20 protein-coding genes are annotated in these 21,680 nt (G+C 71.5%); 12 read left to right on the top strand and 8 right to left on the bottom strand.

Features of this window, described 5'->3' with window-relative positions; translation table 11 throughout:
* The first annotated feature begins 63 nt into the window (after window positions 1-63).
* The 6 genes from CQ044_RS10225 to CQ044_RS10200 all read left to right on the top strand — a co-directional run bounded on the left by CQ044_RS10225 (window position 64) and on the right by CQ044_RS10200 (window position 5,015).
* Complete coding sequence (locus CQ044_RS10225; protein ID WP_045270847.1) at window positions 64-1,179, top strand: adenosine deaminase; 1,116 nt, start codon at window positions 64-66, stop codon at window positions 1,177-1,179.
* Window positions 1,172-2,050: a carbohydrate kinase family protein gene (locus tag CQ044_RS10220; protein WP_105688370.1), complete on the top strand. Its 879-nt coding sequence runs from the start codon at window positions 1,172-1,174 to the stop codon at window positions 2,048-2,050. Before CQ044_RS10225 ends, CQ044_RS10220 begins: the two co-directional genes overlap by 8 nt.
* The gene (locus CQ044_RS10215; protein ID WP_105688369.1) at window positions 2,037-2,450 is read left to right on the top strand and encodes a multidrug efflux SMR transporter; all 414 of its coding nucleotides are present in this window, start codon (window positions 2,037-2,039) and stop codon (window positions 2,448-2,450) included. The genes CQ044_RS10220 and CQ044_RS10215 overlap by 14 nt, the downstream gene beginning before the upstream one ends.
* Window positions 2,447-2,767 (top strand): multidrug efflux SMR transporter, encoded by a 321-nt coding sequence (locus CQ044_RS10210; protein ID WP_105688368.1) that lies wholly within the window; start codon window positions 2,447-2,449, stop codon window positions 2,765-2,767. Before CQ044_RS10215 ends, CQ044_RS10210 begins: the two co-directional genes overlap by 4 nt.
* 39 nt (window positions 2,768-2,806) lie before the next feature.
* Entirely contained in the window at window positions 2,807-3,244 is a 438-nt protein-coding gene (locus CQ044_RS10205; RefSeq protein WP_105688367.1) for a VOC family protein, read from the top strand.
* Between the two features lie 133 nt (window positions 3,245-3,377).
* On the top strand, window positions 3,378-5,015 hold the full coding sequence (locus tag CQ044_RS10200; RefSeq protein WP_258133245.1) for a serine hydrolase: 1,638 nt from the start codon (window positions 3,378-3,380) through the stop codon (window positions 5,013-5,015).
* Window positions 5,016-5,037: 22 nt separating this feature from the next.
* On the opposite strand, the gene CQ044_RS10195 is transcribed toward CQ044_RS10200, so the two are convergent.
* The 4 genes from CQ044_RS10195 to CQ044_RS10180 all read right to left on the bottom strand — a co-directional run bounded on the left by CQ044_RS10195 (window position 5,038) and on the right by CQ044_RS10180 (window position 9,025).
* Window positions 5,038-5,991: an SDR family oxidoreductase gene (locus tag CQ044_RS10195; protein WP_105688366.1), complete on the bottom strand. Its 954-nt coding sequence runs from the start codon at window positions 5,989-5,991 to the stop codon at window positions 5,038-5,040.
* Window positions 5,988-6,941 (bottom strand): bile acid:sodium symporter family protein, encoded by a 954-nt coding sequence (locus tag CQ044_RS10190; RefSeq protein ID WP_105688365.1) that lies wholly within the window; start codon window positions 6,939-6,941, stop codon window positions 5,988-5,990. The genes CQ044_RS10195 and CQ044_RS10190 overlap by 4 nt, the downstream gene beginning before the upstream one ends.
* Entirely contained in the window at window positions 6,938-8,329 is a 1,392-nt protein-coding gene (locus CQ044_RS10185) for an NAD(P)/FAD-dependent oxidoreductase (protein ID WP_105688364.1), read from the bottom strand. The genes CQ044_RS10190 and CQ044_RS10185 overlap by 4 nt, the downstream gene beginning before the upstream one ends.
* A gap of 108 nt (window positions 8,330-8,437) precedes the next feature.
* Complete coding sequence (locus CQ044_RS10180; protein ID WP_105688363.1) at window positions 8,438-9,025, bottom strand: GNAT family N-acetyltransferase; 588 nt, start codon at window positions 9,023-9,025, stop codon at window positions 8,438-8,440.
* Window positions 9,026-9,354: 329 nt separating this feature from the next.
* Between CQ044_RS10180 and CQ044_RS10175 the strand changes: the two genes are divergently transcribed.
* Window positions 9,355-10,311: a hypothetical protein gene (locus CQ044_RS10175; RefSeq protein WP_105688362.1), complete on the top strand. Its 957-nt coding sequence runs from the start codon at window positions 9,355-9,357 to the stop codon at window positions 10,309-10,311.
* 337 nt (window positions 10,312-10,648) lie between these two features.
* Here CQ044_RS10175 and CQ044_RS10170 read toward each other — a convergent pair whose 3' ends face one another.
* A complete protein-coding gene (locus tag CQ044_RS10170) occupies window positions 10,649-12,340 on the bottom strand; it encodes a phospho-sugar mutase (protein ID WP_105688361.1) in 1,692 nt (563 codons plus the stop codon).
* Window positions 12,337-13,167, bottom strand: coding sequence for a purine-nucleoside phosphorylase (locus tag CQ044_RS10165; RefSeq protein WP_105688360.1), 831 nt, complete (start codon window positions 13,165-13,167; stop codon window positions 12,337-12,339). Before CQ044_RS10165 ends, CQ044_RS10170 begins: the two co-directional genes overlap by 4 nt.
* Window positions 13,168-13,262: 95 nt before the next feature.
* Between CQ044_RS10165 and CQ044_RS10160 the strand changes: the two genes are divergently transcribed.
* A complete protein-coding gene (locus CQ044_RS10160) occupies window positions 13,263-14,711 on the top strand; it encodes an NAD(P)H-quinone dehydrogenase (protein WP_045270837.1) in 1,449 nt (482 codons plus the stop codon).
* An 80-nt stretch (window positions 14,712-14,791) separates the two neighbouring features.
* Here CQ044_RS10160 and CQ044_RS10155 read toward each other — a convergent pair whose 3' ends face one another.
* Both CQ044_RS10155 and CQ044_RS10150 read right to left on the bottom strand, forming a co-directional pair.
* Window positions 14,792-16,486: a biotin carboxylase N-terminal domain-containing protein gene (locus tag CQ044_RS10155; RefSeq protein WP_105688359.1), complete on the bottom strand. Its 1,695-nt coding sequence runs from the start codon at window positions 16,484-16,486 to the stop codon at window positions 14,792-14,794.
* A 106-nt stretch (window positions 16,487-16,592) separates the two neighbouring features.
* Window positions 16,593-17,252: a nucleoside triphosphate pyrophosphatase gene (locus CQ044_RS10150; protein ID WP_105688358.1), complete on the bottom strand. Its 660-nt coding sequence runs from the start codon at window positions 17,250-17,252 to the stop codon at window positions 16,593-16,595.
* A 78-nt stretch (window positions 17,253-17,330) separates the two neighbouring features.
* Here CQ044_RS10150 and CQ044_RS10145 point away from each other — a divergent pair, with 78 nt between their 5' ends.
* The 4 genes from CQ044_RS10145 (at window position 17,331) to CQ044_RS10130 (ending at window position 21,616) form a co-directional block, all read left to right on the top strand.
* Complete coding sequence (locus CQ044_RS10145) at window positions 17,331-18,620, top strand: class I SAM-dependent RNA methyltransferase (protein ID WP_105688357.1); 1,290 nt, start codon at window positions 17,331-17,333, stop codon at window positions 18,618-18,620.
* 29 nt (window positions 18,621-18,649) lie between these two features.
* Window positions 18,650-19,315 carry a response regulator transcription factor gene (locus CQ044_RS10140; protein WP_105688356.1) on the top strand — a complete coding sequence of 222 codons (666 nt, stop codon included), beginning with the start codon at window positions 18,650-18,652 and terminating at the stop codon, window positions 19,313-19,315.
* 70 nt (window positions 19,316-19,385) lie between these two features.
* The gene (locus CQ044_RS10135) at window positions 19,386-20,612 is read left to right on the top strand and encodes a sensor histidine kinase (RefSeq protein WP_105688355.1); all 1,227 of its coding nucleotides are present in this window, start codon (window positions 19,386-19,388) and stop codon (window positions 20,610-20,612) included.
* Window positions 20,609-21,616 carry a hypothetical protein gene (locus tag CQ044_RS10130; RefSeq protein WP_105688354.1) on the top strand — a complete coding sequence of 336 codons (1,008 nt, stop codon included), beginning with the start codon at window positions 20,609-20,611 and terminating at the stop codon, window positions 21,614-21,616. The genes CQ044_RS10135 and CQ044_RS10130 overlap by 4 nt, the downstream gene beginning before the upstream one ends.
* Window positions 21,617-21,680 lie beyond the last annotated feature (64 nt).

Genomic DNA, 21,680 nt, shown 5'->3' with positions numbered 1-21,680 from the left:
TCCGGTTCCTCTCGGAACATCCCTGACGATTCCCATCGATCGACCGCTGAGGAAGGATCTGTCATGCCCATCGACGCGAACGGCGACCTGGAGGTCGAGGGCCTGTCCCTCCGGAGCCTCCCCAAGGTCTCGCTGCACGATCACCTCGACGGCGGGGTGCGTCCCGCCACGATCATCGAGCTCGCCGATGCGGCGGGGATCGAACTGCCGCACACGGATCCGACGGCGCTGGCGATGTGGTTCCGCACGCAGGCCGCGGCCGGATCCCTGGTCGACTACCTGAAGACGTTCGACGTGTCGCTCTCCGTCATGCAGAGCGCCGAGAACCTGCGCCGCATCTCTCGCGAGTTCGTCGAGGACCTGGTGCGCGACGGCGTCGTGTACGGCGAGGTGCGCTGGGCGCCGGAGCTCCACCTGACGACCGGGCTCAGTCTGCAGCAGGCGGTCGACGCCGTGCAGGACGGCATCGACGAGGCGGAGGACGCCGCGGAGAGCCGGGGCAAGAGCATCCGGGTGGGGCAGCTGCTCTCCGCGATGCGGCAGACCGACCGCGTGCGCGAGATCGCAGAGCTCGCGGTCGCCAACCGCGATCGCGGAGTGGTCGGCTTCGACACCGCAGGTCCAGAGGCGGGCTACCCGTCCTCGCGCTACCGGGAGACCTTCGAGTACCTGGCGGGGCAGATGTTCCCCACGACCGTGCACGCGGGCGAGGCCGCGGGACCGGACTCGATCCGCTCCGCCCTGGTCGACGGCCGCGCACTCCGCCTCGGTCACGGCGTGCGCATCGCCGAGGACCTGGAGATCGTCAACCGGGAGGGCGAGGAGGTGCAGGTCCGCTTCGGCGATCTGGCGCGCTGGGTGCGCGATCGGGAGATCCCGCTCGAGCTCTCGCCGTCGTCCAACCTGCAGACCGGCGCGATCGCCGCCTGGGGGACCGAGTTCGGCGACCACCCGTTCGACCTGCTGTACCAGCTCGGCTTCGCGGTGACCGTGAACGTCGACAACCGCACGATGAGCGCGACCTCGCTGACCCGCGAGATGGCGCTGCTCGTGGACGCCTTCGGCTACGACCTCGAGGACCTCGAGTCCTTCCAGTTCAACGCCGCCGCCGGCGCCTTCCTCCCCGTCGAGGAGCGCGAGGAGCTCGTGGAACTGATCGCAGAGGGCTTCGATGAGTGAAGCCCCCGCTGAGGGGCGCGTCGCGATCGTCGGCGCGGTGTCGTGGAACACGATCGTGCTGCTGGACAGGCTGCCCGAACCGACGCCGCACATGCAGTTCGCCGAGGCGGACTGGCAGACCGTCGGGGGCACGAGCGCGGGCAAGGCGCTGAGCCTGCGAGGCCTCGGCCGCGCGGTGTCGCTGCGCGCGAGGGTCGGCGCGGATCCGGCGGGCGTGCGGATCCGCGACGCGCTCGGCCGCGCGGGAGTGCCCCTGCTCGGGCTGCGCGAGGCCACCGTCTCCGAGCGTCATCTGAACCTCATGACGGGCGCCGGCGAGCGGGTATCGCTCTTCCTGTCGTCGCCCGAGCTCGCGCCGCGGTGGCAGGAGCTCGTCGGCGACGAGCCCCCGCTCGCGGGCGCCGCGGCGGTCGTGCTCGACCTCTCCGCCGAGGGGCTCTCCGCGATCGAGGAGGCGCGGGCGACCGGGGCTCCGATCTGGGTCGATCTGCACGACTACGACGGCGCCGCGGCGTTCCACCGGCCGTTCCTCGAGGCGGCAGACGTCCTCTTCTGCAACGCCGACCGCCTGCCGGATCCCGAGGCGTTCCTGCGCGCTTGCATCGATGCGGGCGCCCAGCTCGCGGTCTGCACGCTCGGCGCCGAGGGCGCGATCGCGGTCGACCGCGACGGCGTGCTGCATCGCGTGGCGGCAGTGCCGGTCGAGGTCGTCGACACCAACGGCGCCGGAGACGCTTTCTTCGCCGGAGTGCTCGACGCGACGCTCGCGGGCGATGCCGTGGGCGACGCCCTCGCGGCGGGCGCCACGACCGCTGCCGCGGCGCTGCGCTCACGGCACCTGCATCCGCTGCTCGACGATGTCCTCGCCTGACGAGTCCGGCCGGGTGCCGGATGCCGAGGCCGTCGTCCCGCGCCAGGCCAGCGCCTGGCCGCCCCTGCTGCTCGCGATCGTGCTGGAGGTCAGCGCCACGCTGAGCCTGCGTGCGGTGTCGACGGGCGGATCCTGGTGGTGGCTGTGCGTGGTCGTGCTCGGGTACGGCGGGTCGTTCTGGCTGCTCGGGATGGTCCTCACCCGCGGGATGCCGGTGGGCGTCGCCTACGGCATCTGGTCCGCGATCGGTGTGGCGCTCACGGCGCTCGCGGCTGCGGCGCTGTTCGCGGAGGCGCTGAGCCCGCTCTCCCTCGTCGGTCTCGGGGTCATCATCGCGGGCGTCCTGCTCGCGGAACTCGGCACCCGGCACGCCCGTGGCGGATCGGAGAGCGCGTCATGACCTGGCTGCTGCTGCTCGGCGCGATCGCCTCGGAGGTGACCGCGACGCTGAGCCTGCGCGCATCAGAGGGCTTCCGGCGCCGGCGCCACATCCCTGCCATCGTGCTCGGCTATCTCGCCTCCTACGTGCTGCTCGGCGCCGTGCTGGCGCTCGGCATGCCGGTCGGCATCGCGTACGCGGTCTGGGCGGCGCTCGGCGTCGCCGCCACCGCCGTCCTCGGGCGCGTGCTGTTCCGCGACCGCATCTCGGTCATGACGGCGATCGGCCTCGCCGTCATCGTCGGCGGCGTCATCCTGGTCGAAGCCGGCACGCACTGACGCGAGGGCTCGCGCTGAGGGCGGCGTAGAGTGCGAGGCATGGCCATCCGCATGGACAACGTCGGCATCGCCGTCCACGACCTCGAGGCGACCATCGCCTTCTTCACCGACCTCGGGCTCGCCCTGCTGGGCCGCGACACCGTCTCGGGGGAGTGGACCGACACCGCCGTCGGACTCGACGGCAACCACGCGCGGATCGCCGTGCTGCAGACGCCGGACGGACACGGGCGCGTGGAGCTGTTCGAGTACATCCATCCCGAGGCGATCGAGACGGCGCCGACCCTCCCGAACGAGATCGGCATGCATCGGATCGCGTTCGCCGTCGACGACATCGACGAGTCCCTGGCGATCGCCGCCCGCCACGGGTGCTTCCCGCTGCGGGGCGTCGCGAACTACCAGGACGTCTACAGGCTCACCTACCTCCGCGGACCCAGCGGCATCCTGGTGATGCTCGCTCAGGAGCTGACGAAGCCCTGACAGGCCGACGGGAACGAATCGGTCTCGGCACGCGATGACGTCTTGCCCCGCGGGTTCCGCGCTCGCTAGCCTCACCGAGGGGAGCCGCGGGAAGAGGAGCGAGATGGGATCAGCAAGGAAGAGGAGCGGTGGGGTGCGCCCGGGGTCGCCGCTGATCGCCGCCTCGGTGACGCTGCTGATGGTCGGCGCCGTGGCGGGTTGCTCGGTGCCGGCGCAGGGCGGACAGCCGGTGCACGTGCAGACCGGGACGGCGCCGAACCAGGACGTGATGCCGCTGTACACCGATCGCGACACCGCCGTCGCCGCCGCGCTGAAGAAGCTCCCGGCGCACGTCGCCGACGCGCTCAAGCGCACCGGCGTCCCCGGTGCCACGGTCGCCGTGGTCTCGAAGGGGAAGACCGTGTTCGAGGGGGCATACGGGGTGCGTGACAAGCGCACCGGAGCGCCGGTCGACGTCAACACCCTGTTCATGATCGCGTCGATGTCGAAGCCGATCTCTGGCACGATCGTCGCGCGGGCGATGACCGAGGATCCGAGCATCACCTGGGACACCCCGATCAAGGACCTGATGCCGTCGATGACCTTCAACGATCCGTACGTCACGGCGAACGCCACGATCGGCGATGCCTTCGCGCACCGCACCGGGATCCCGACCGGCGGCGGCGACGAGCTCGAGGATCTCGGCTTCGACCGCGACTACATCCTGGCGCACCTGAACCAGATCCCGCTCGCGCCCTTCCGCACGACGTACCAGTACTCGAACTTCGGGCTCACCACCGGCGCCGTGGCCGTGGCCGCCTCGCGGCACGAGACCTGGGAGCAGACGGCGAAGGAGCTGCTGTTCGACCCGCTCGGGATGACCTCCACCACGACGTCTCATGCCGAGTTCCTCGCCACGCGCGACCGGGCGGTGCAGCACACGCGGATCGGGACGGACGACTTCGAGCCGCTGTTCGATCGCGACCCCGATGCGGAGGCGCCGGCCGGCGGCGTGGCATCGACGGCCGGGGACGTGGCCAAGTGGATGGCGGTGGTCCTCGCCGACGGCAAGCTCGCCGGCAAGGACTTCATCGACCCTGCGCCGCTCACCCAGGCGTTCTCGGCGCAGATCGTGAACTCCCGCAACAGCGCGCTCGACCAGCGGCCAGGGCACTACGGCTTCGGCAGCAACGTCGGATCGGGCGCCGGAGGACGGGTGGTGTTGAGCCACTCCGGCGGGTTCGAGCTCGGTACGGCCACTGCCGAGGCGATGGTCCCGGATCTCGACCTGGGCATCGTCGTGCTCACGAACGGGGCGCCCATCGGCGTGCCGGAGGCCGTCAACCAGGAGTTCCTCGACGATGTGCTCTACGGTGCGCAGACCCGCGACTGGGTGAAGGCCTACGGCGGTGTCTTCGCGCACTACAACGCTCCTGTCGGCGACCTGGCGGGCGAGAAACCGCCGGCCGGCGCCACGCCGCAAGGCCCCGACGCGGACTACGTCGGCACCTACACGAGCCCGTACCTCGGCACTCTCACGATCACGTCCTCCGGCGGCAAGCTGCACGGGGCGATGGGCCCAACGGGCGCCTACACGTTCGACATCGATCCGTGGGACGGAGACACGCTGTCGTTCGCACCGACAGGGGAGGGGGCGCCTCCTGGATCCCTCTCCTCGGCCGAGTTCCATCGTGCGGGCGGCGCCGTGCGCGGCGTGACGCTGGCGTACTTCGACAAGTTCGCGCAGGTTCCGCAGCCGTCGGGTCTCGGGGTGTTCACGAAGACCGGCTGAGGGGTGCGCGGTGTCGTGTCGATCAGTCGGCGCGCACGACGTCAGGGTGCGTGCGCAGGTACTCCTCGAACGCCTCCGCCGAGGTGAGCCGCGGCGTGTAGCCGAACTCCTCCTTCAGCCGGTCGTTGCGCAGCACGGGCCGGTAGCGCAGGAAGCGGATCTTCTCGGGCCCGTGATCGGTCAGGCGCAGGGCGCTGCCGATCGCGAGGGCGATCGCGAGCAGCGGTGCGGGGATCGTCAGCAGCGGCTTGCGCAGCCGCCGGGCGATCTGGGGCACGGTCAGCGCCCCGTCGCCCGCCACGTTGTAGATCCCGGCGGGGCCCTCGCCGAGCGCGGCGCGCACCATCGCCGCGGCGACGTCGTCCACCCAGACGAACACGAAGGGGGAATCGGATCCGGCGATGTGCAGGATCCGCTTCGCGTCCCACAGCGCCGTGATCTGATTGCGCACCGTGGGGCCCAGGATCGTGCCGATCCGGAAGATCACCTGCTCCAGGGCCGGGTGCGTGGTGCGCGCGGCGGCGAGCATCTCCTCGACCATGCGCTTGTGCCGCGAGTACGGGAACTCGTCGTTGCCGCGCAGCGGATCCGTCTCGTCGATCCAGTCCGGATTGTCGGCGTGGTAGCCGTATGCGGCGCCAGAGCTGGAGACCACGAGGCGGCGCACGCCGGCCTCCACGCAGGCCGCCAGCACGTTGGACGAACCCTGCACATCGACGCGGAACTCGCCCTGCACGTCGCGGCCCGGATTCACGATCGCGGCAAGATGCACGACCGTGTCGACGCGGTGATGGCGCAGCAGCTCCGGCAGCCCTCGCGGGTCCGTGACGTCCACCTCGACCGAGACGACGCCTGGCACCTCCGAATCGCGCAGATCGCCGGAGAGGACGACGTCGACACCGGGGTGATCGGACAGGAGTCCGGTGACCCTGCTGCCGAGGAAGCCGGCACCGCCGGTGACCAGGACGCGTCTCATCGATCTCCTGCCCTGACGGCTCGGCGGGAGGCATCGCCGGTGCGCGAACCGGTGCGGCGCGTGGTGTGCATGCCCCAGAGCGTAGCGACACAGAGCCCCGCGACGATGTCCCACACGCCCCACCAGCCGGCGACGACCGCCATGCCGCCGAGTCCGCCGAAGAACGTGAACACCAGGCCGAGCCCGAGGCCGGCGTTGCGGATGCCGACCTCGAACGTCATCGCCTTGCGCTCCCGGGTGCCGAGCCCGCCGAGGACCGCGGTGCCGTATCCGATCGCGAGCGAGACCGCATCGTGGATCGCGACCACGAGCAGCACGGATCCGATCACGCCGAGGAAGACGGCCCAGTTGCCCGCCAGCGCTCCGACGATGAAGCCCACGAGGGCGATCAGTCCGAACCAGCGCACGAACGGCTGCACGCGCGTCGCCAGGCGCGGCAGGCGGGCGCGCAGCAGCAGGCCGAGGGCGAACGGCAGGCCGATGATCAGCAGGATCTCCAGCAGCATCTGCCACGGGTTCACGGCGACCCGGTGCAGCAGGTGCCTGGCCGTGGAGTGCAGGGATCCCCAGAACGCGATGCTCAGCGGCATCGCGACGATGTAGAGCAGGTTGCCGACCGCCGTCATGGACACGGACAGTGCGGTGTTGCCGCCCGAGCGGTGGGTCAGGACCTGGGAGATGTTGCCGGGCGGGCAGCACGCGACCAGGATCATGCCGAGCGCCATGGACGGCGTCACCGGCAGGATCATGGTGAGGCCGAAGGTGACGGCCGGAAGCACCAGCAGCTGCGCGAGGATCGCGACGACGAAGGGCTTGGGATGCGTGAGCACGACCCGGAAGTCCTTCGGCGAGGTGTCCAGCGCGATCCCGAGCATGATGAGCCCGAGGACGACGTTGAGGATCGTCAGCGTGCCAGGTGCGAAGTGCACCACGACGTCGTCGACGTTCATGCGCCCCCGCGCCCCGCTCCGGCCGGTGCCGTGCGCTCGGAGAGGGCCGCCTTCTCGGTGCGCACCGCGCGCCGGTAGGCGTCCTTGTTGACGTAGTACGACATGCGCGCGAGGCCCAGGTAGCGGTACCCGCCGGTGAGGTCGGGCCATGACTGGGTCGTCACCCTGTCGCGGAAGAGCTCGGCGCGGGCCGGATCCGCGTTCTCGGCGGCGAGGTAGGCGGCGATCAGCTCGGCCTGCTCGTAGCGGCCCTGCCAGCCGATCCCGCTCGCCTCGATCATCCCCATCATGTACAGGCCGTTGAACGACGGCGGGAAGACGTTCAGGAACAGCCGTGGCGAGGCGCCCGTCCAGTTCAGGTGCTCCCGGTCGACGAAGGGGTAGTCCAGGGCGTAGCCGGTCGCGAGCAGGATGAGGTCGTAGTCGCCCGCGGTGCCGTCGCGGAAGCGCACCGTGGAGCCGTCGAAGCGCTCGATGTCGGCCCGGATCCGCAGATCGCCCTGACCGAGGTGGTTCAGCACGAGGGTGTTCACGATCGGGTGCGATTCGTAGATGCGGTAGTCGGGCTTGGGGAAGCCGAAGCGCACCGGGTCGCCGGTGAACGCGCGCAGCACGCGGGAGTCGATCGCCTGCTTGATCCGCGCGGGCAGCGGTCTGCCCTGGTTGAGGGTGTCGCTCGGCCGGCCGAAAAGGTAGCGCGGCACGAAGTAGTAACCGCGGCGCACGCTCATGTCCACGCTCTCGGCGTGGTGCACGGCGTCCACCGCGATGTCGCAGCCGGAGTTGCCTGCGCCGATGATGAGCACGCGCCGGCCCGCGAGCTGAGCGGGATCCTTGTACGCGCTGGTGTGCATGATCTCGCCGGCGAACTCTCCGGGGAACTCCGGGACGTTCGGCTCCGCGAGCGTGCCGTTGGCGAGGATCACGCCATCGTGACGCTCGGTGATGGTCGCGTCCGCGCCGTCTTCGCCGTTCGCCGTCGCGCGCAGGATCCACCCGCTGCCTGTGCCAGTGCCGGTGCCGGTGCCGGTGCCGGTGCTGGTGCCGGTGCCGTCGCGCTCCAGGCGATCCACCCTGGTGCCGAAGCGGAAGTGCTCGCGCAGCCCGAACTCGTCGGCGTAGTCGTCGAAGTAGCGCTTGAGCACACGGTGACCCGGGTAGTCGACGTCGCTGTCCATCGGGAACTCGGTGAACTCGGTCGTGGTGCGCGAGGAGATCAGGTGCGCGGAGGAGTACATCGTGCTGCGCGGATTCGTGATGTCCCACAGTCCGCCGACGTCGTGCGAGGCCTCGTAGCCGGTGGCCTCGATCCCCGCCTTCCGCAGTGCGCGCATGACAGCCAGTCCGGAGGGGCCGGCGCCGATCACGGCATATGACTTCGTCGTCATGCTCTCCTCATCCGTGCGCGGCTCGGGGTCTCCGCGCGCAGTGCCCCGATCCTATCCTTCCGCTGAGAGCGCAGGCGAGTGCGGCTTCGCGGACGGGGCAGGCCGAGTTCAGCGGCGCTTGTCGAGCCTGGCGTCGAGGCCGTTGCGGACCGCGGGCCACTCGTGGGGGAGGATCGAGTACACCACGGTGTCGCGGAAGGCGCCGTCGGGTCCGATGCGGTCGTTGCGCAGGATCCCGTCCAGCTTCGCCCCGAGCCGCTCGATCGCGGTGCGGGACTGCCGGTTGTGGAAATGCGTGCAGAACTGCACCCTGATCGCGTCGCACTGCTCGAAGGCGTGTCCCAGCAGCAGGCGCTTGGCGGACGGGTTCACGGCCGTGCCGTGCACCTCGGGCGACAGCCAGGTGTATCCGATCTCGACGGTGCGGTTGGCCTGATCGATATCGCAGAAGGTCGTCATCCCGACCGCGCGGCCGGTGTCGAGCCGCACGATCGCGAACGGGTTCATGGCGCCCTCGACATGCAGCGCACGGCGCCGCGCGATCTCCGCGGGAACGCCCTCTGCGGACGGCACCGAGGTGTACCAGCGGTCCTCGAGCCCGGCGGTCGCGAGGGCGAGGTCTTCGGCGTGGGCGGGGGCGAGCGGCTCCAGCCGCACGAAGTCGTTCTCGAGGGTGACGGGCGCCGCGAAATCCATGGTCCGAGCGTATCGGGGCCGCGGAGCGCTTCCCGCCACGGCCGCCGGCCTCGGGGCTCCCCACCGCACCGAGGTTCGAGGTCCCGACCCGAAGGCCTTGGTTCCCACCGAGGTCTTGGTTCCCACCGAGGGTTTGGGGCGCGCTCTGACGTTTTGGGGCGCGCCGCGCCACGAAATCCGGGCCGGACGCGCCCCAAAACGTGAGGCTGCGCCCCGAAACGGGGCCGCCCACCCCGGCAACGCCCTGCACAGATCGCGTCGTGGGCGAGTTCTCCACGCATTCCGTACACGCCCATAGGAGACGCGGACCCGCGCCTCAGGATGGGGCGATGACCCTCCTCATCCCCGCGGTGCATCACGCCGCAGAGCTCGGACGCATCCGCCGCACGAAGACGGGCGACCGCGTGGCGGACGACGGCCGGGACCTGGAGCGGATCCGGCCCGGCGTCTACGCGCATCGGCAGGACTGGGCCGCTGCGTCGACCGAGGGGCGGGTCATCGCCCGTGCGCATGCGCTCGGGCTGATCGCGGACGACGCCGTGTTCTCGCACGAGACCGCCGCCGCGCTGCACGGGCTTCCGCTGTTCCGCCCCGATCGCACGCGCGTGCATCTCACCGTGTCGCACGCGCGTCCCGGATCCGCGGTCGGGACGATCCGGCATCGCGGATCCGTACCCGAGGAGGAGATCGTCGAGATCCGCGGACTGCGCTGCACGACGCTCGAACGCACCGTCGCGGACGTCGTTCGCACGGCGGGCTTCGAGAGCGCGGTGGTGGTGGCGGACGCGGCGCTGCGTGCACGCTGCGTGCCGGGACCTGGAATCTACGACGAGGACGAGGCGAGAGCGTTCCTCGGCGCCGCCCACGGCATCGCGCACCGATTCGCGCACGGGCGGCACCGCGCGGATCGGGTTCTGGCGTTCGCCGACGGCAGGGCGCAGCTCCCCGGAGAGAGCATCAGCCGGATCCGACTCGTCGAGCTCGGATTCCGGAGCATCCGGCTTCAGGTCGAAGTGCCAGGGCCCCACGGTTCGTACTTCGTGGACTTCGCGCTCGATGATCCCGCGGCACGGGCCTTCGGCGAGTTCGACGGCGCGGTCAAGTACGCCGATGCGGGGATGCTCGCGGGGCGGAGCGGCGCAGAGGTGCTCGACGAGGAGAAGCAGCGCGAGGACTGGATCCGAGGCGCCACGCAGCGCAGGCTCGCGCGGTGGGGCTGGGGACACATCGAGACGGCCCTCGTGCTGGGACGGCGTCTCGCCGCGTTCGGTATCCGGCCCGCGTGATCCGGGGGCGTGATCGGCCGGTCTGGTAGCGAGTCCGATCGTTTGGGGCGCGTGACTCCGTTTTGGGGCGCGCCGTGCCCCGATTTCGGTGTGCAACGCGCCCCGAACCAAAGAATCACGCCCCAAACCGAGTCAGGGCCGTGGAGGAACGCGTACGACGTGCCGCCGGATCCGGGGCGAGGTCCCCCCGAGCCGAGGCAAGGGGCGACCGGTTTGGGGCGCGTTCATCCGTTTTGGGGCGCGTCAGGCCCGGAAAACACGGTGGGACGCGCCCCAAACCGTCGAAGCGCGCCCCAAAACCGGGGGGCCCGGAGGGAGTGAGGCCGGGCGGCCCGGCTCAGCCGAGGCGGGCGAGCAACTCGCGGATCGCGGCGTCCAGCGCGGCGACGGCGGCGTGGGCCGCCTCGCCCGAGTCCGCGCGCGCGTCGAGGTACACCTTGAGCTTGGGCTCGGTGCCGCTCGGGCGCACGATCACCCGGGAGCCGTCGGCGAGACGGTAGCGCAGCACGTCGCCGGCGGGCGCGCCCTCGGCGGCCGTGAGCAGATCCTCGACAGACGAGATCGCGGTCTCGCCGAAGGCGGCGGGGGGATCCTGCCGCAGTGCGGCCATGATCCGGCCGATCACGGCGACGTCGTCGACGCGGATCGACACCTGGCCGCTCGCGAAGTGACCCACCTCGGCGGCGACCTCCTCGAGCAGATCCACGAGCGTCGCATCGCGTCCGCGCGCTTCGGCGGCAAGCCCGAGCAGGGCGACCGCGGCGGAGATGCCGTCCTTGTCGCGCACCGTCTCCGGGTTCACCAGATAGCCCAGGGCCTCCTCGTAGCCGAATGCGATGCCGGGAGCACGGGAGATCCACTTGAAGCCGGTGAGGGTCTCGTGGAAGTCCAGCCCGTACCGCGCGGCGACCGCGCCGAGTGCGGGGGAGGACACGAGCGAGCACGCCAGCGACGTCCCCGGCGCGGCGGGACCATCCGCCGTGGCCGCGCGCGCGGCGCGCCAGCCGAGCAGCAGGCCGACCTCGTTGCCGGTGAGCCGGCGCCAGCCGCCCTCGGCGGTCTCGTCGGGGATGCCGACCGCGAGCCGGTCCGCATCGGGGTCGTTCGCGATCACGAGCTCTGCGCCCAGCGTGCGCGCCTTCGCGAACGCGAGGTCCATGGCGCCGGGCTCCTCCGGATTGGGGAAGGAGACGGTGCGGAAGGTGGGATCGGGGTCGCGCTGCTCGCTCACCGTCCACGGTGCGGGGTAGCCGGCGTCGCCGATGATGCGGGAGAACGTCTCCCAGCCCACCCCGTGCATGGCGGTGTAGACCCAGCGCAGCCCCGCGGTGCCGACCGGAGCCGGCGCCACGGCGGCGGTCGCCGTGACGTACGCCTCGACGATGTCCTCGCCGGCGGTCTCGTAGGCCTCGGAGCGCGGGATCGCCCGTACGTCCCCGTGGTCGGCGACCTGCTGGATGTGCGCGGCGATCTCGGCGTCGGCGGGCGCGACGATCTGCGAGCCCTGGTCCGCGCCGCCGAGGTACACCTTGTAGCCGTTGTCGTTCGGCGGGTTGTGGCTCGCGGTCACCATCACACCGGCGTCCGCGCCGAGGTGCCGCACGGCGAACGCGAGCACCGGGGTCGGCAGCAGCCGCGGCAGCAGGATCGCCCGCAGCCCCGCGCCGGCGAAGATCTCGGCCGAGTCCTTCGCGAACACGCGGGAGTTCTTGCGCCCGTCGTACCCGATGACGACGGTCGGCGTTCCCGCCGACGCCTTCTCGGACAGGTACGCGGCGAAGCCCGCGGCGGCCTGCGCCACGAGCACCCGGTTCATCCGGTTCGAACCGGCGGCGAGCTCGCCGCGCAGCCCGGCGGTGCCGAAGGCGAGACGCGTGGAGAAGCGGTCGGCGAGGTCGGCGACGGCCGCCTCGTCACCGGAACCGGCGCTCGTGATGAGACCGGCGAGCTCGTCCCGGGTCTCCGGGTCGGGATCCTGACGCAGCCAGGCGCGTGCCTGCGTGAGCAGCGTCGCCTCCTGCGCGCTCACAGCGCCCCGATCACGCGGGCGAGCAGATCCGAGATGACGGGCTCCGCCTCCCGGCCGGCCTCGATCACCTCGGCGTGGCTGAGCGGCGTCTTCTGGATCCCCGCGGCGAGGTTCGTGATGAGCGAGAAGCCGAGGATCTCCATGCCGGCCTGCCGCGCCGCGATCGCCTCGAGCGCGGTGGACATGCCGACGATGTGGCCGCCCATGGCCTTCGCCATCTGCACTTCGGCGGGGGTCTCGTAGTGCGGGCCGCGGAACTGCGTGTAGACGCCCTCATCGAGGCTCGGGTCGATCGTGCGGGCGAGGTCGCGCAGTCGCGCGCTGTACAGGTCGGTGAGGTCGATGAAGGTCGCGCCTTCGAGCGGCGAATCCGCGGTGAGGTTGAGGTGGTCGCTGATCAGCACCGGCTGCCCGGGCTTCCAGGTCTCGCGGATGCCGCCGGCGCCGTTGGTGAGCACCATGGTCGCAGCGCCCGTGGCGGCGGCGGTGCGCACGCTGTGCACGACGCGGCGGACGCCGTGGCCCTCGTAGTAGTGGGTGCGCGCTCCGATCACGAGCACGTTCTTCCCGCCGGGGGTGACGATGCTGCGGAGCGTGCCGACGTGACCCTCCAGCGCGGGCTTGGAGAAGCCGGTGACCTCGGTGGCGGGGATGGTCGCGACGGTCTCGCCGATGAGCTCCGCGGCCTTGCCCCAGCCGGAGCCGAGGGTGACGGCGATGTCATGACGCTCGACGCCGGTGAGCCGGTGGATGTCGGAGGCGGCCTCTGCAGCGATCGCGAAGGGGTCGGCACTCGGGTCGTCGAGGGGGTGGTTCCAGTCAGCCATGAGATCGAGGATACGGCCCCGCACCCCGAGCGGGCGAGGAGGGCGCGGAAGAGCAGCGCTCGCCCGGATCGTCCGCGCCGTGCGGATGCGGAAGAATGGATCCCATGACCTTGATGTTCGAGCGCTCTCAGCGTGTCGCCGTGCTCGGTGGCGGTCCCGGCGGTTACGAGGCGGCGCTCGCCGCAGCACAGCTCGGAGCGGAGGTGACGCTCGTCGAACGGGTCGGCGTGGGCGGATCCGCCGTGCTCACCGACGTGGTGCCCTCCAAGAGCCTGATCGCCACGGCGGACGCGGCCGTCGCGATCAGCGAGGCCACCGACCTCGGCGTGCAGTTCTACGCGAAGGGCGCGGAGGGCAAGCCGCTCAAGCCGCAGGTCGCGATCAACCTCGCCGCCGTGAACAAGCGCCTGATGGCGCTCGCCGGGCAGCAGTCCGAGGACATGCGCACGACGCTGCTCGACGCGGGCGTGACGATCCTCTCCGGCCACGGTCGCCTGGACGGCCCGAACGCGATCGTCGTCGCGACGTCCGTGGACGGCACCGAGTTCGACCGCGTGGAGGCCGACACCCTCATCGTCGCCGTGGGGGCGTCCCCGCGCGAGCTGGACTCGGCCAAGCCGGACGGCGAGCGGATCCTCACCTGGACGCAGCTGTACGACATGAAGACGCTGCCCGAGCATCTCATCGTGGTCGGCTCCGGCGTCACCGGCGCCGAGTTCGCCTCCGCGTACATGAACCTCGGCGCGAAGGTCACCCTGATCTCCAGCCGCGACCAGGTGCTCCCCGGCGAGGACCAGGATGCGGCGCACGTGCTCGAGAAGGTCTTCAAGCGCGGCGGGATGCAGGTGCTGTCCAAGTCGCGCGCCGACAAGGTCGAGCGCACCGGGGACGGCGTCACCGTGACGCTCTCGGACGGGCGCACGGTCGAGGGCAGCCACTGCCTGATGGCGGTCGGATCCATCCCGAACACGGCGGGGATCGGCCTCGAGGACGTCGGCGTCGAGCTGACCGCGTCGGGCCACATCCGCGTCAACAGGGTCGCGCGGACGTCGGTCTCCAACATCTACGCGGTCGGCGACTGCACGAACTTCTTCCCGCTCGCCTCCGTCGCCTCGATGCAGGGCCGCACGGCCGTGTTCCATGCCCTCGGCGACATCGTGATCCCGCTCGAGAAGCTCAAGATCACGGCGAACATCTTCACCGCCCCGGAGATCGCGACGATCGGCTTCTCCGAGAAGGACATCGAGGACGGCGTGGCCGACGGCATCGCCTACAAGCTGCCTCTCGCCGCCAACCCGCGCGCCAAGATGCAGGGGATCCGCGACGGTTTCGTCAAGATCATCGCGCGCAAGGGATCCGGCACGGTCATCGGCGCCGTGATCGTCGCGCCGCGCGCCTCGGAGCTGATCTACCCGCTCGCGATCGCCGTGGAGCGCCGTCTCAACGTCGACCAGGTGTCGCGCGTGTTCGCCGCCTACCCGTCGATCACGAGCAGCATCACCGACGCGACCCGCGCGATGCACCAGGTCTACATCGCGAACTGACGCTGACGCGAAGAAGCGGCGCCCCCTCAGGGGAGCGCCGCTTCTTCGTCGTTGGGGCCCTTCGCGGGCCGAGGATCCGGTCAGCTGATCGTGAGGAGCTGGTGGCCGGCCGACACGGTCGCGCCGGCATCGGCGTTGATGTTGCCGATGACGCCGTCCTTGTGCGCCTGCAGCGGCTGCTCCATCTTCATCGCCTCGAGCACGACCACAAGATCGCCCTTGACGACCTGCTGCCCCTCCTCGACGGCGACCTTGACGACCGTCGCCTGCATCGGCGACTTCACCGCATCGCCGGACGCGCCCGCGTTCACGGTCTTGGCGTGGCTGCGACGCGACGGCGGCACCGCCGCGGGGCGCCCGCCCGTGCCCACGACGGAGGCGGCGACGCGGTCGGGCAGGCTGACCTCGAGGCGCTTGCCGGCGACCTCGACGACGACCGTGTGCCGGCCCTTGGGCTCGGCCGCGGCCTCCAGCTCGCCGTCCCACGCGGGGATGTCGTTGACGAACTCGGTCTCGATCCAGCGCGTGTAGACGCCGAAGCGGCCGTCCTCGGCGGTGAAGGCGGGGTCGTTCACGACCTTGCGGTGGAACGGCAGCACGGTCGGCAGGCCGGAGACCTCGAACTCGTCGAGCGCACGACGCGAGCGCTCGAGCGCCTCTGCACGGTCCTTGCCGGTCACGATGATCTTCGCGAGCAGGGAATCGAACGCGCCGGAGACGACATCGCCCGCGGTCACACCGGAGTCCAGGCGCAGGCCGGGGCCGCCGAAGGTCTTGAAGACGTGGATCGGTCCGGGCTGCGGCAGGAAGCCCCGGCCGGGATCCTCGCCGTTGATGCGGAACTCGATCGAGTGGCCCTGCGGGGCGGGGTCGTCGTAGTCGATGGTACCGCCGGCCGCGATGCGGAACTGCTCGCGGACGAGGTCGATGCCGGTGACCTCCTCGGAGACGGGGTGCTCGACCTGCAGGCGGGTGTTCACCTCGAGGAAGGACACCGTGCCGTCGGCGCCGATGAGGAACTCGCAGGTTCCCGCGCCGACGTAGCCGACCTCCTTGAGGATGGCCTTGGACGCCGAGTACAGCAGGGCGTTCTGCTCCTCGGTGAGGAACGGCGCGGGCGCCTCCTCGACGAGCTTCTGGTGGCGGCGCTGCAGCGAGCAGTCGCGCGTCGAGATGACGACGACGTTGCCCTCGGCGTCGGCGAGGCACTGGGTCTCGACGTGGCGCGGCTTGTCGAGGTACTTCTCCACGAAGCACTCGCCGCGACCGAAGGCGGCGACGGCCTCGCGGGTGGCGGACTCGAACATCTCGGCGACCTCGTCGAGCTCGCGCGCGACCTTGAGGCCGCGTCCGCCGCCGCCGTAGGCGGCCTTGATCGCGATGGGCAGGCCCACCTTCTCGGCGACGTGGCGCGCGGTGACCTTGTCGCCCAGCGCCTCGATGGCCTCGGGGGACGGGCCGATCCACACCATGCCGGCGCCGATCACGGCACGGGCGAAGGCGGCGTTCTCGGCGAGGAAGCCGTAGCCGGGGTGCACGGCGTCGGCCCCGGCGCGGCGGGCCACCGACAGGATCTTGTCGATCTGCAGGTAGGTCTCGGCGCTCGTGGATCCGTCGAGGGCGTAGGCCTCGTCGGCCAGGCGCGTGTGCATGGCATCACGGTCCTGGTCTGCGTAGACGGCGACGGAGGAGAGACCGGAGTCGCGCGCGGCGCGGATGATGCGGACGGCGATCTCGCCGCGGTTGGCGACGAGCACCTTGGCGATGTCAGGCATGAATGTCAGCCTATCGACAGCGCCGCCGATATTTTTGACGACTCTCCACAAGAATCGGCGCGGATCACGTCCCGGATCCTACGAACCGGGTCCTCCGGGAGCCGGCTCAGGAGGACCGCGGCACCGCGTTCCACAGGTCGGTCCAACGGATCCCGAGCCTTCCGGTGAGGTGCCGGAGAGTGGACAGCGACATGCCGACGACCGTGGAGGGATCGCCGTCGACCCGCTCGATGAAGGCGCCGCCCAGGCTGTCCACGGTGAAGGCGCCCGCCACGAGCAGGGGCTCCCCGGTGGCGACGTACCGTTCGAGCTCGGCGTCATCGATGTCGGCGGCGAACGTCACGGCGGCCTCGGCGACCGCGTGCGCCTCTTCGGCGGGTGCGCCGGGGCGCACCAGGATGACGCTGTGCCCGGAGTGCAGCACGCCGGTCCTGCCGCGCATGGCGTGCCAGCGCGCGAGCGCGCGCTCCGGAGTGTGCGGCTTGCCGTGCACCTCGCCGTCGAGCTCGAACATCGAGTCGCCGCCGATCACGATCCCCTCGAAGTCCGGATGCGCGTCATGGATCCGCGCGGCGATGTCGGCGGCCTTCGCGCGCCCGAGCAGCAGCACGACCTCCTCCGGCGCGAGCGGCCTGCCGAGGCGGTCCGCTTCGGCGGCGGCGACCGCGTCCTCGTCCACATCGGGACTCAGACACAGCGGTTCGATGCCGCTCTGCCGCAGCAGAGCGAGCCGGGCGGGCGAGGTGGAGGCGAGGCACACGCGCATGAGTCCACGCTAGCGGTGCGGCGATCGCGGATCCGGATCCGGCGGCGGGCGATCGCCCAGGTCTGGGATGATCGAGGGGTGACCGACCCTTCGACCCGCTCAGGGACCGACGCGTCCGAGGGCGCTCTTCTCGACCTCGACGTGACCGCCATCGCGCACGGCGGCGTCTTCATCGCCCGGCATGAGGGGCGCGTGGTGTTCGTCTCGGATGCGATCCCCGGTGAGCGCGTCCGGGCGCGGCTGACCGACCCTTCGGCGGGCTCGGGGGCCGACGGTCCCGACAAGCGCTCGTTCTGGCGGGCCGAGACCGTCGAGGTGCTCGACGCGTCGGAGCACCGGCGCCCGCACGTGTGGCCGGAGGCCGATGTGTCGCGCGCACCGGAGCAGCGGCCGGGCGGCGCGGACCTCGGGCACATCGAGATCGGGCACCAGCGCGTGCTCAAGCGCCGGGTGCTGCAGGAGGCGCTGGACCGCTTCGCCGGGGGAGGGATCGACGCTCCGGAGGTCGAGGCCACGGGAACCGACGAGAACTGGCGCACCAGGGTCACCCTGCACGTGGACGGGGAGGGGCGGATCGGCCCCTACGCCGCGCGCAGCCACCGCGTGGTGCCGGTCGCCGAGCACGTGCTCGCCCGCCCCGCGATCGGCGCGGCCGCGCGCGAGCTGCGCGGGCTGCCGGAAGGCCGGATCGAGCTCGTCGAGCCCTCCGACGGCGAAGTGCGCCGCGTGCTCCGCACCGAGGCGGAGCGCGTCGCGCACGGCGCCCGGCGTCGCGGGCCGCGGCGCCCCGCACCGGAGACCATCGTCGAGCGCGTCGGTGAGCGCTCCTTCACGCTCGACGCCGATGGCTTCTGGCAGATCCATCCGGCCGCCGCGGGACTCCTCGACGGGGCCGTCGCCGAGCTGCTCGACGGGCAGATCGATGCTGACGCGATGCACCTCGACCTGTACGGCGGCGTCGGCCTGTTCTCGGCCACTCTGGCGCGGCTCGGCGCGCGGCGGATCACCACCGTCGAATCCGCCCCTCGCGCCACCCGGCATGCGGCCGCGAACCTGCGCGATCTCGGCGTTCAGGCGGTCACCGCGCGTGTGGACCGCTTCCTGCGCGCCGACGACGCGGCGACCGAGGGCGTCGCCGGCGGCGCCGTGATCCTGGACCCGCCCCGTTCCGGCGCCGGACGGGCCGTCGTCGAGGACGTCGCCGCGCTGGATCCGGCGGCGATCGCCTACGTGGCCTGCGACCCGGTCGCCCTCGCCCGGGATCTCGCCACGTTCCGGGGCCTGGGATACGAGCCGCGCGCACTCCGCGCCTTCGACCTGTTCCCGCACTCCCACCACCTGGAGACGGTGGCCCTCCTCACGCGGTGAGCCGCGTCGGGGCGGGATAGGGTGAGACCGTGAGCAGCGTAGCCCTGATCGACGACCACGAGTCCGTTCGTCTGGGACTCGCCGCCGCGCTCGAGCGGGCGTCCTTCGACGTCGTCTTCGCGGGCGCCGGCGTGGCGGAGTACCTCGATGCACGAAGCCGCGCGGGCAATGCTCCCGCCGACGTCGTTGTGCTCGATCTCACCCTGGGCGACGGCACGACCGTGACGGAGAACGTCACCCGGCTCGTCGTCGACGGCTCCAGCGTGGTCATCCACAGCGTCGCCGACCGGCCGGTCTCGGTGCGCGAGGCGCTCGCCGCAGGGGCCGCGGGGGTCATCAGCAAGTCCTCGCCGCTGGACGACGTGATCGCCGCCGTGCGCACGGTCGCGCGGGGCGAGGCCCTGAACAACGTAGAGTGGGCGAACGCGGTCGACGGCGACACGGCTTTCGCGGACGCGCAGCTGTCCACCCGCGAGCGCGAAGTGCTCCGCCTCTACGCGACGGGCCTGCCGCTCAAGGTCGTGGCGGAGCGGCTCGGCGTCGCCTACTCGACGGCCAAGGAGAACATCACCCGGATCAGGGTCAAGTACGTCGAGGTGGGGCGGCCTGCCCCCACCAAGGTCGACCTGCTGCGGCGCGCGATGGAGGACGGCATCGTGGAGACGGCGCAGGAGGATCCGCAGGGTGTCTCCTGAACCGAGCGGGCAGCGCGGCGCACCGGCCGCGGTGAGCGCCATCCCGGCGCCGCAGCCGAGGGGCTGACGCGTGTCCGCGGATCAGGGTCTCAGAGAGGCGTGGGAGAAGATCCCCACGCCCGGCGAGGTCGGCCAGGAACTGGAGCGCTTCGCCGGACGGCGGATGGAGCGCATCATCGCGATCGTCGTCGGGGTCGGCGCGCTCGCGCTGGGGACCCAGGCACTCGTCACCGCGCTCGTCACGCTGCAGGTCGTCGATGCGTCGCACCTCGCGATGATGGCGGTGGTGTTCGTGCCGTGGCTCGCGATGCTCGTGTGCTGCACGCTCGGGCGCGGGGTGCGCCTGACAGCCGGGATCTTCTTCGTCGCGTATCTCATCGACCTGCTGCTGTGGCCGTTCGTGGCGACCCACAAGAACGTGGTGCCCACGGAGCAGCCGTGGATCTTCTTCCTCGTCAACGTGGCCGGCGTCGCGGCGGTCGTCGCGTTCCCGCTCGGCGTGCAGGTCGCGTGGGCGCTTGTCGGCCCGTTCATCTACGGCACCGTGCGACTCATGCAGGGCGACTTCGGACCGGACTTCTGGATCGTCACGGCGTTCGACGTGTCCTTCACGCTGATCCTCGGGCTCGTGCTGGTCGCCCTGGGCTGGATGTTCCGTTCGGTCGCGAACGGCGTCGACGACGCCAGGGGGCGCGCGGTCGCGCTTTACACCGAGGCCGCCTCCGCCGAGGCGGTCGAGCACGAGCGCGTCGCCGTGGCGGCGCTCATGCACGACAGCGTGCTGGCGGCGCTGATCGCGGCCGAGCGCGCGGGCACCGACCGCGAGCGCGCCCTCGCGATGGACATGGCGAGGGAGGCCCTGACCCGCCTCGCGAACGCCGAGGCCCCCGCGCAGGAGGGCAGCGACGAGCCAGTGGAGGTCGCGCTGCTCGCCGAGGACCTGCGCCACGCCGTGACGCAGATGGGGCTCACGATCGAGGTCGAGCAGTTCGGCCACGGCGCCGTCCCCGACCGCGTCGCCCGCGCGATGGCGCTCGCGGCACGGCAGGCGATCGGCAATGCGGTCGCGCACGCCTCCGCGCGCGGGCTCGCCGTGGTGGTCGAGGGGCACGGCGACACGGGACTCACCGTCAAGGTCAGCGACACGGGCAGCGGATTCGACCCCTCTCAGGTCGGTGCCGACCGGCTCGGGATCCGCGCCTCGATCCTCGCCAGGATGACGGCGGTCGGAGGCAGCGCCACGATCGACTCCGACCGTCACGGCACGGTCGTCACGCTGGGCTGGTCGCGGATATGAGGCTCACCGTCCGCATCGTCGCGACCGGGCTCGCGCTCGTGTTCGCCTGCTACTTCTCCGCGCGAGCGCTGTGGTGGACCTCGCCGCCGCCGCGTCCGCTGCTCGTGCTGCTCGCAGTCCTGATCTACCTCGTGTCCTTCGCCGTGATCGCCATCGTCGGCGCCGCTCGCGCGGTGAAGATGCCGCGCTGGGCCGCCGCCCTGGCGCTCGCCTCCGCCATCGCGATCCCGCAGCTGAGCAACCTCGGCCTGGATCCGGCCGCGCTGCGCGCTCCCTACGCCACCTGGTACATCGGCTCCGTGGGCCTGATCGGCGTGGTCTGCATCGTGCGCCGCCGCCCGCTCGCCGGATGGCTGGTGCTGCTCCTGCTCACGATCGCGTCGACGCTGTGGATCGGCATCCTCGACTCGCTCGGTCTCGGGCTCGTCGGATCCACGGTGTGGATGGTGATCGCCCAGCTGCTGGTCGCCTTCTGGCGGCGCGCTGTGCGGGACACCGATCGCCTCGCGGGGATCCAGCAGGCGGCGTCGGCCTGGCAGGCGACCCAGACCGTGCGTCAGCGCGAGCGCCGCGAACGCGTCCAGTACGCGCTCGCGGTCGCGGGTCCGATCCTCGCCAGGGTCATCGCGACCCGGGGCGACCTGTCCGTCGAGGAGCGGCAGGAGGCGCATCTTTCCGAGGGGCGGCTCCGCGACGAGATCCGCGGCGGAGAGCTGCTCAACGAGCGCGCCCGCGCGGCGATCGAGACGGCGCGCGCGAGGGGCGCCACCGTGACCGTGTTCGACGACGGCGGGCTGGAGGGACTCGACGAGCAGACCAAGGGCCTGATCCGCGAGGAGCTGGCGGACGTGCTCGCGGACTCGTCCTCCGCGCGGCTCATCATCCGCGCGCCGAGGGACGCACGGATCGCGGTCACCGTGGTCGGACGCTCCGCGGCGGGGGAGTCCTCCGACGAGGACTCCGTCGAGCTGTGGCACGAGATCCCGCGCTCGCGCGAGGAGTGATCTCTCGCACGCCCCCGCAATGACCGGCGCGTGCACTCGCAACCGATGATCGGTCTGCCTGAGG

The sequence above is a fragment of the Microbacterium sp. MYb64 genome (genome assembly GCF_002979495.1).
Taxonomy (GTDB): domain Bacteria; phylum Actinomycetota; class Actinomycetes; order Actinomycetales; family Microbacteriaceae; genus Microbacterium; species Microbacterium azadirachtae_A.
Note: the sequence above shows the minus strand (reverse complement) of the source record. Positions and strands in the feature narration are given on the sequence as shown.

Coding starts and splice junctions, on each gene's coding strand:
- CQ044_RS10190 (WP_105688365.1), bottom strand. CDS start 6,941: ATGAACGTCGACGACGTCGTGGTGCACTTCGCACCTGGCACGCTGACG.
- CQ044_RS10205 (WP_105688367.1), top strand. CDS start 2,807: ATGGCCATCCGCATGGACAACGTCGGCATCGCCGTCCACGACCTCGAG.
- CQ044_RS10215 (WP_105688369.1), top strand. CDS start 2,037: ATGTCCTCGCCTGACGAGTCCGGCCGGGTGCCGGATGCCGAGGCCGTC.
- CQ044_RS10195 (WP_105688366.1), bottom strand. CDS start 5,991: ATGAGACGCGTCCTGGTCACCGGCGGTGCCGGCTTCCTCGGCAGCAGG.
- CQ044_RS10155 (WP_105688359.1), bottom strand. CDS start 16,486: ATGCCTGACATCGCCAAGGTGCTCGTCGCCAACCGCGGCGAGATCGCC.
- CQ044_RS10220 (WP_105688370.1), top strand. CDS start 1,172: ATGAGTGAAGCCCCCGCTGAGGGGCGCGTCGCGATCGTCGGCGCGGTG.
- CQ044_RS10130 (WP_105688354.1), top strand. CDS start 20,609: ATGAGGCTCACCGTCCGCATCGTCGCGACCGGGCTCGCGCTCGTGTTC.
- CQ044_RS10165 (WP_105688360.1), bottom strand. CDS start 13,167: ATGGCTGACTGGAACCACCCCCTCGACGACCCGAGTGCCGACCCCTTC.
- CQ044_RS10185 (WP_105688364.1), bottom strand. CDS start 8,329: ATGACGACGAAGTCATATGCCGTGATCGGCGCCGGCCCCTCCGGACTG.
- CQ044_RS10175 (WP_105688362.1), top strand. CDS start 9,355: ATGACCCTCCTCATCCCCGCGGTGCATCACGCCGCAGAGCTCGGACGC.
- CQ044_RS10180 (WP_105688363.1), bottom strand. CDS start 9,025: ATGGATTTCGCGGCGCCCGTCACCCTCGAGAACGACTTCGTGCGGCTG.
- CQ044_RS10150 (WP_105688358.1), bottom strand. CDS start 17,252: ATGCGCGTGTGCCTCGCCTCCACCTCGCCCGCCCGGCTCGCTCTGCTG.
- CQ044_RS10210 (WP_105688368.1), top strand. CDS start 2,447: ATGACCTGGCTGCTGCTGCTCGGCGCGATCGCCTCGGAGGTGACCGCG.
- CQ044_RS10160 (WP_045270837.1), top strand. CDS start 13,263: ATGGATCCCATGACCTTGATGTTCGAGCGCTCTCAGCGTGTCGCCGTG.
- CQ044_RS10225 (WP_045270847.1), top strand. CDS start 64: ATGCCCATCGACGCGAACGGCGACCTGGAGGTCGAGGGCCTGTCCCTC.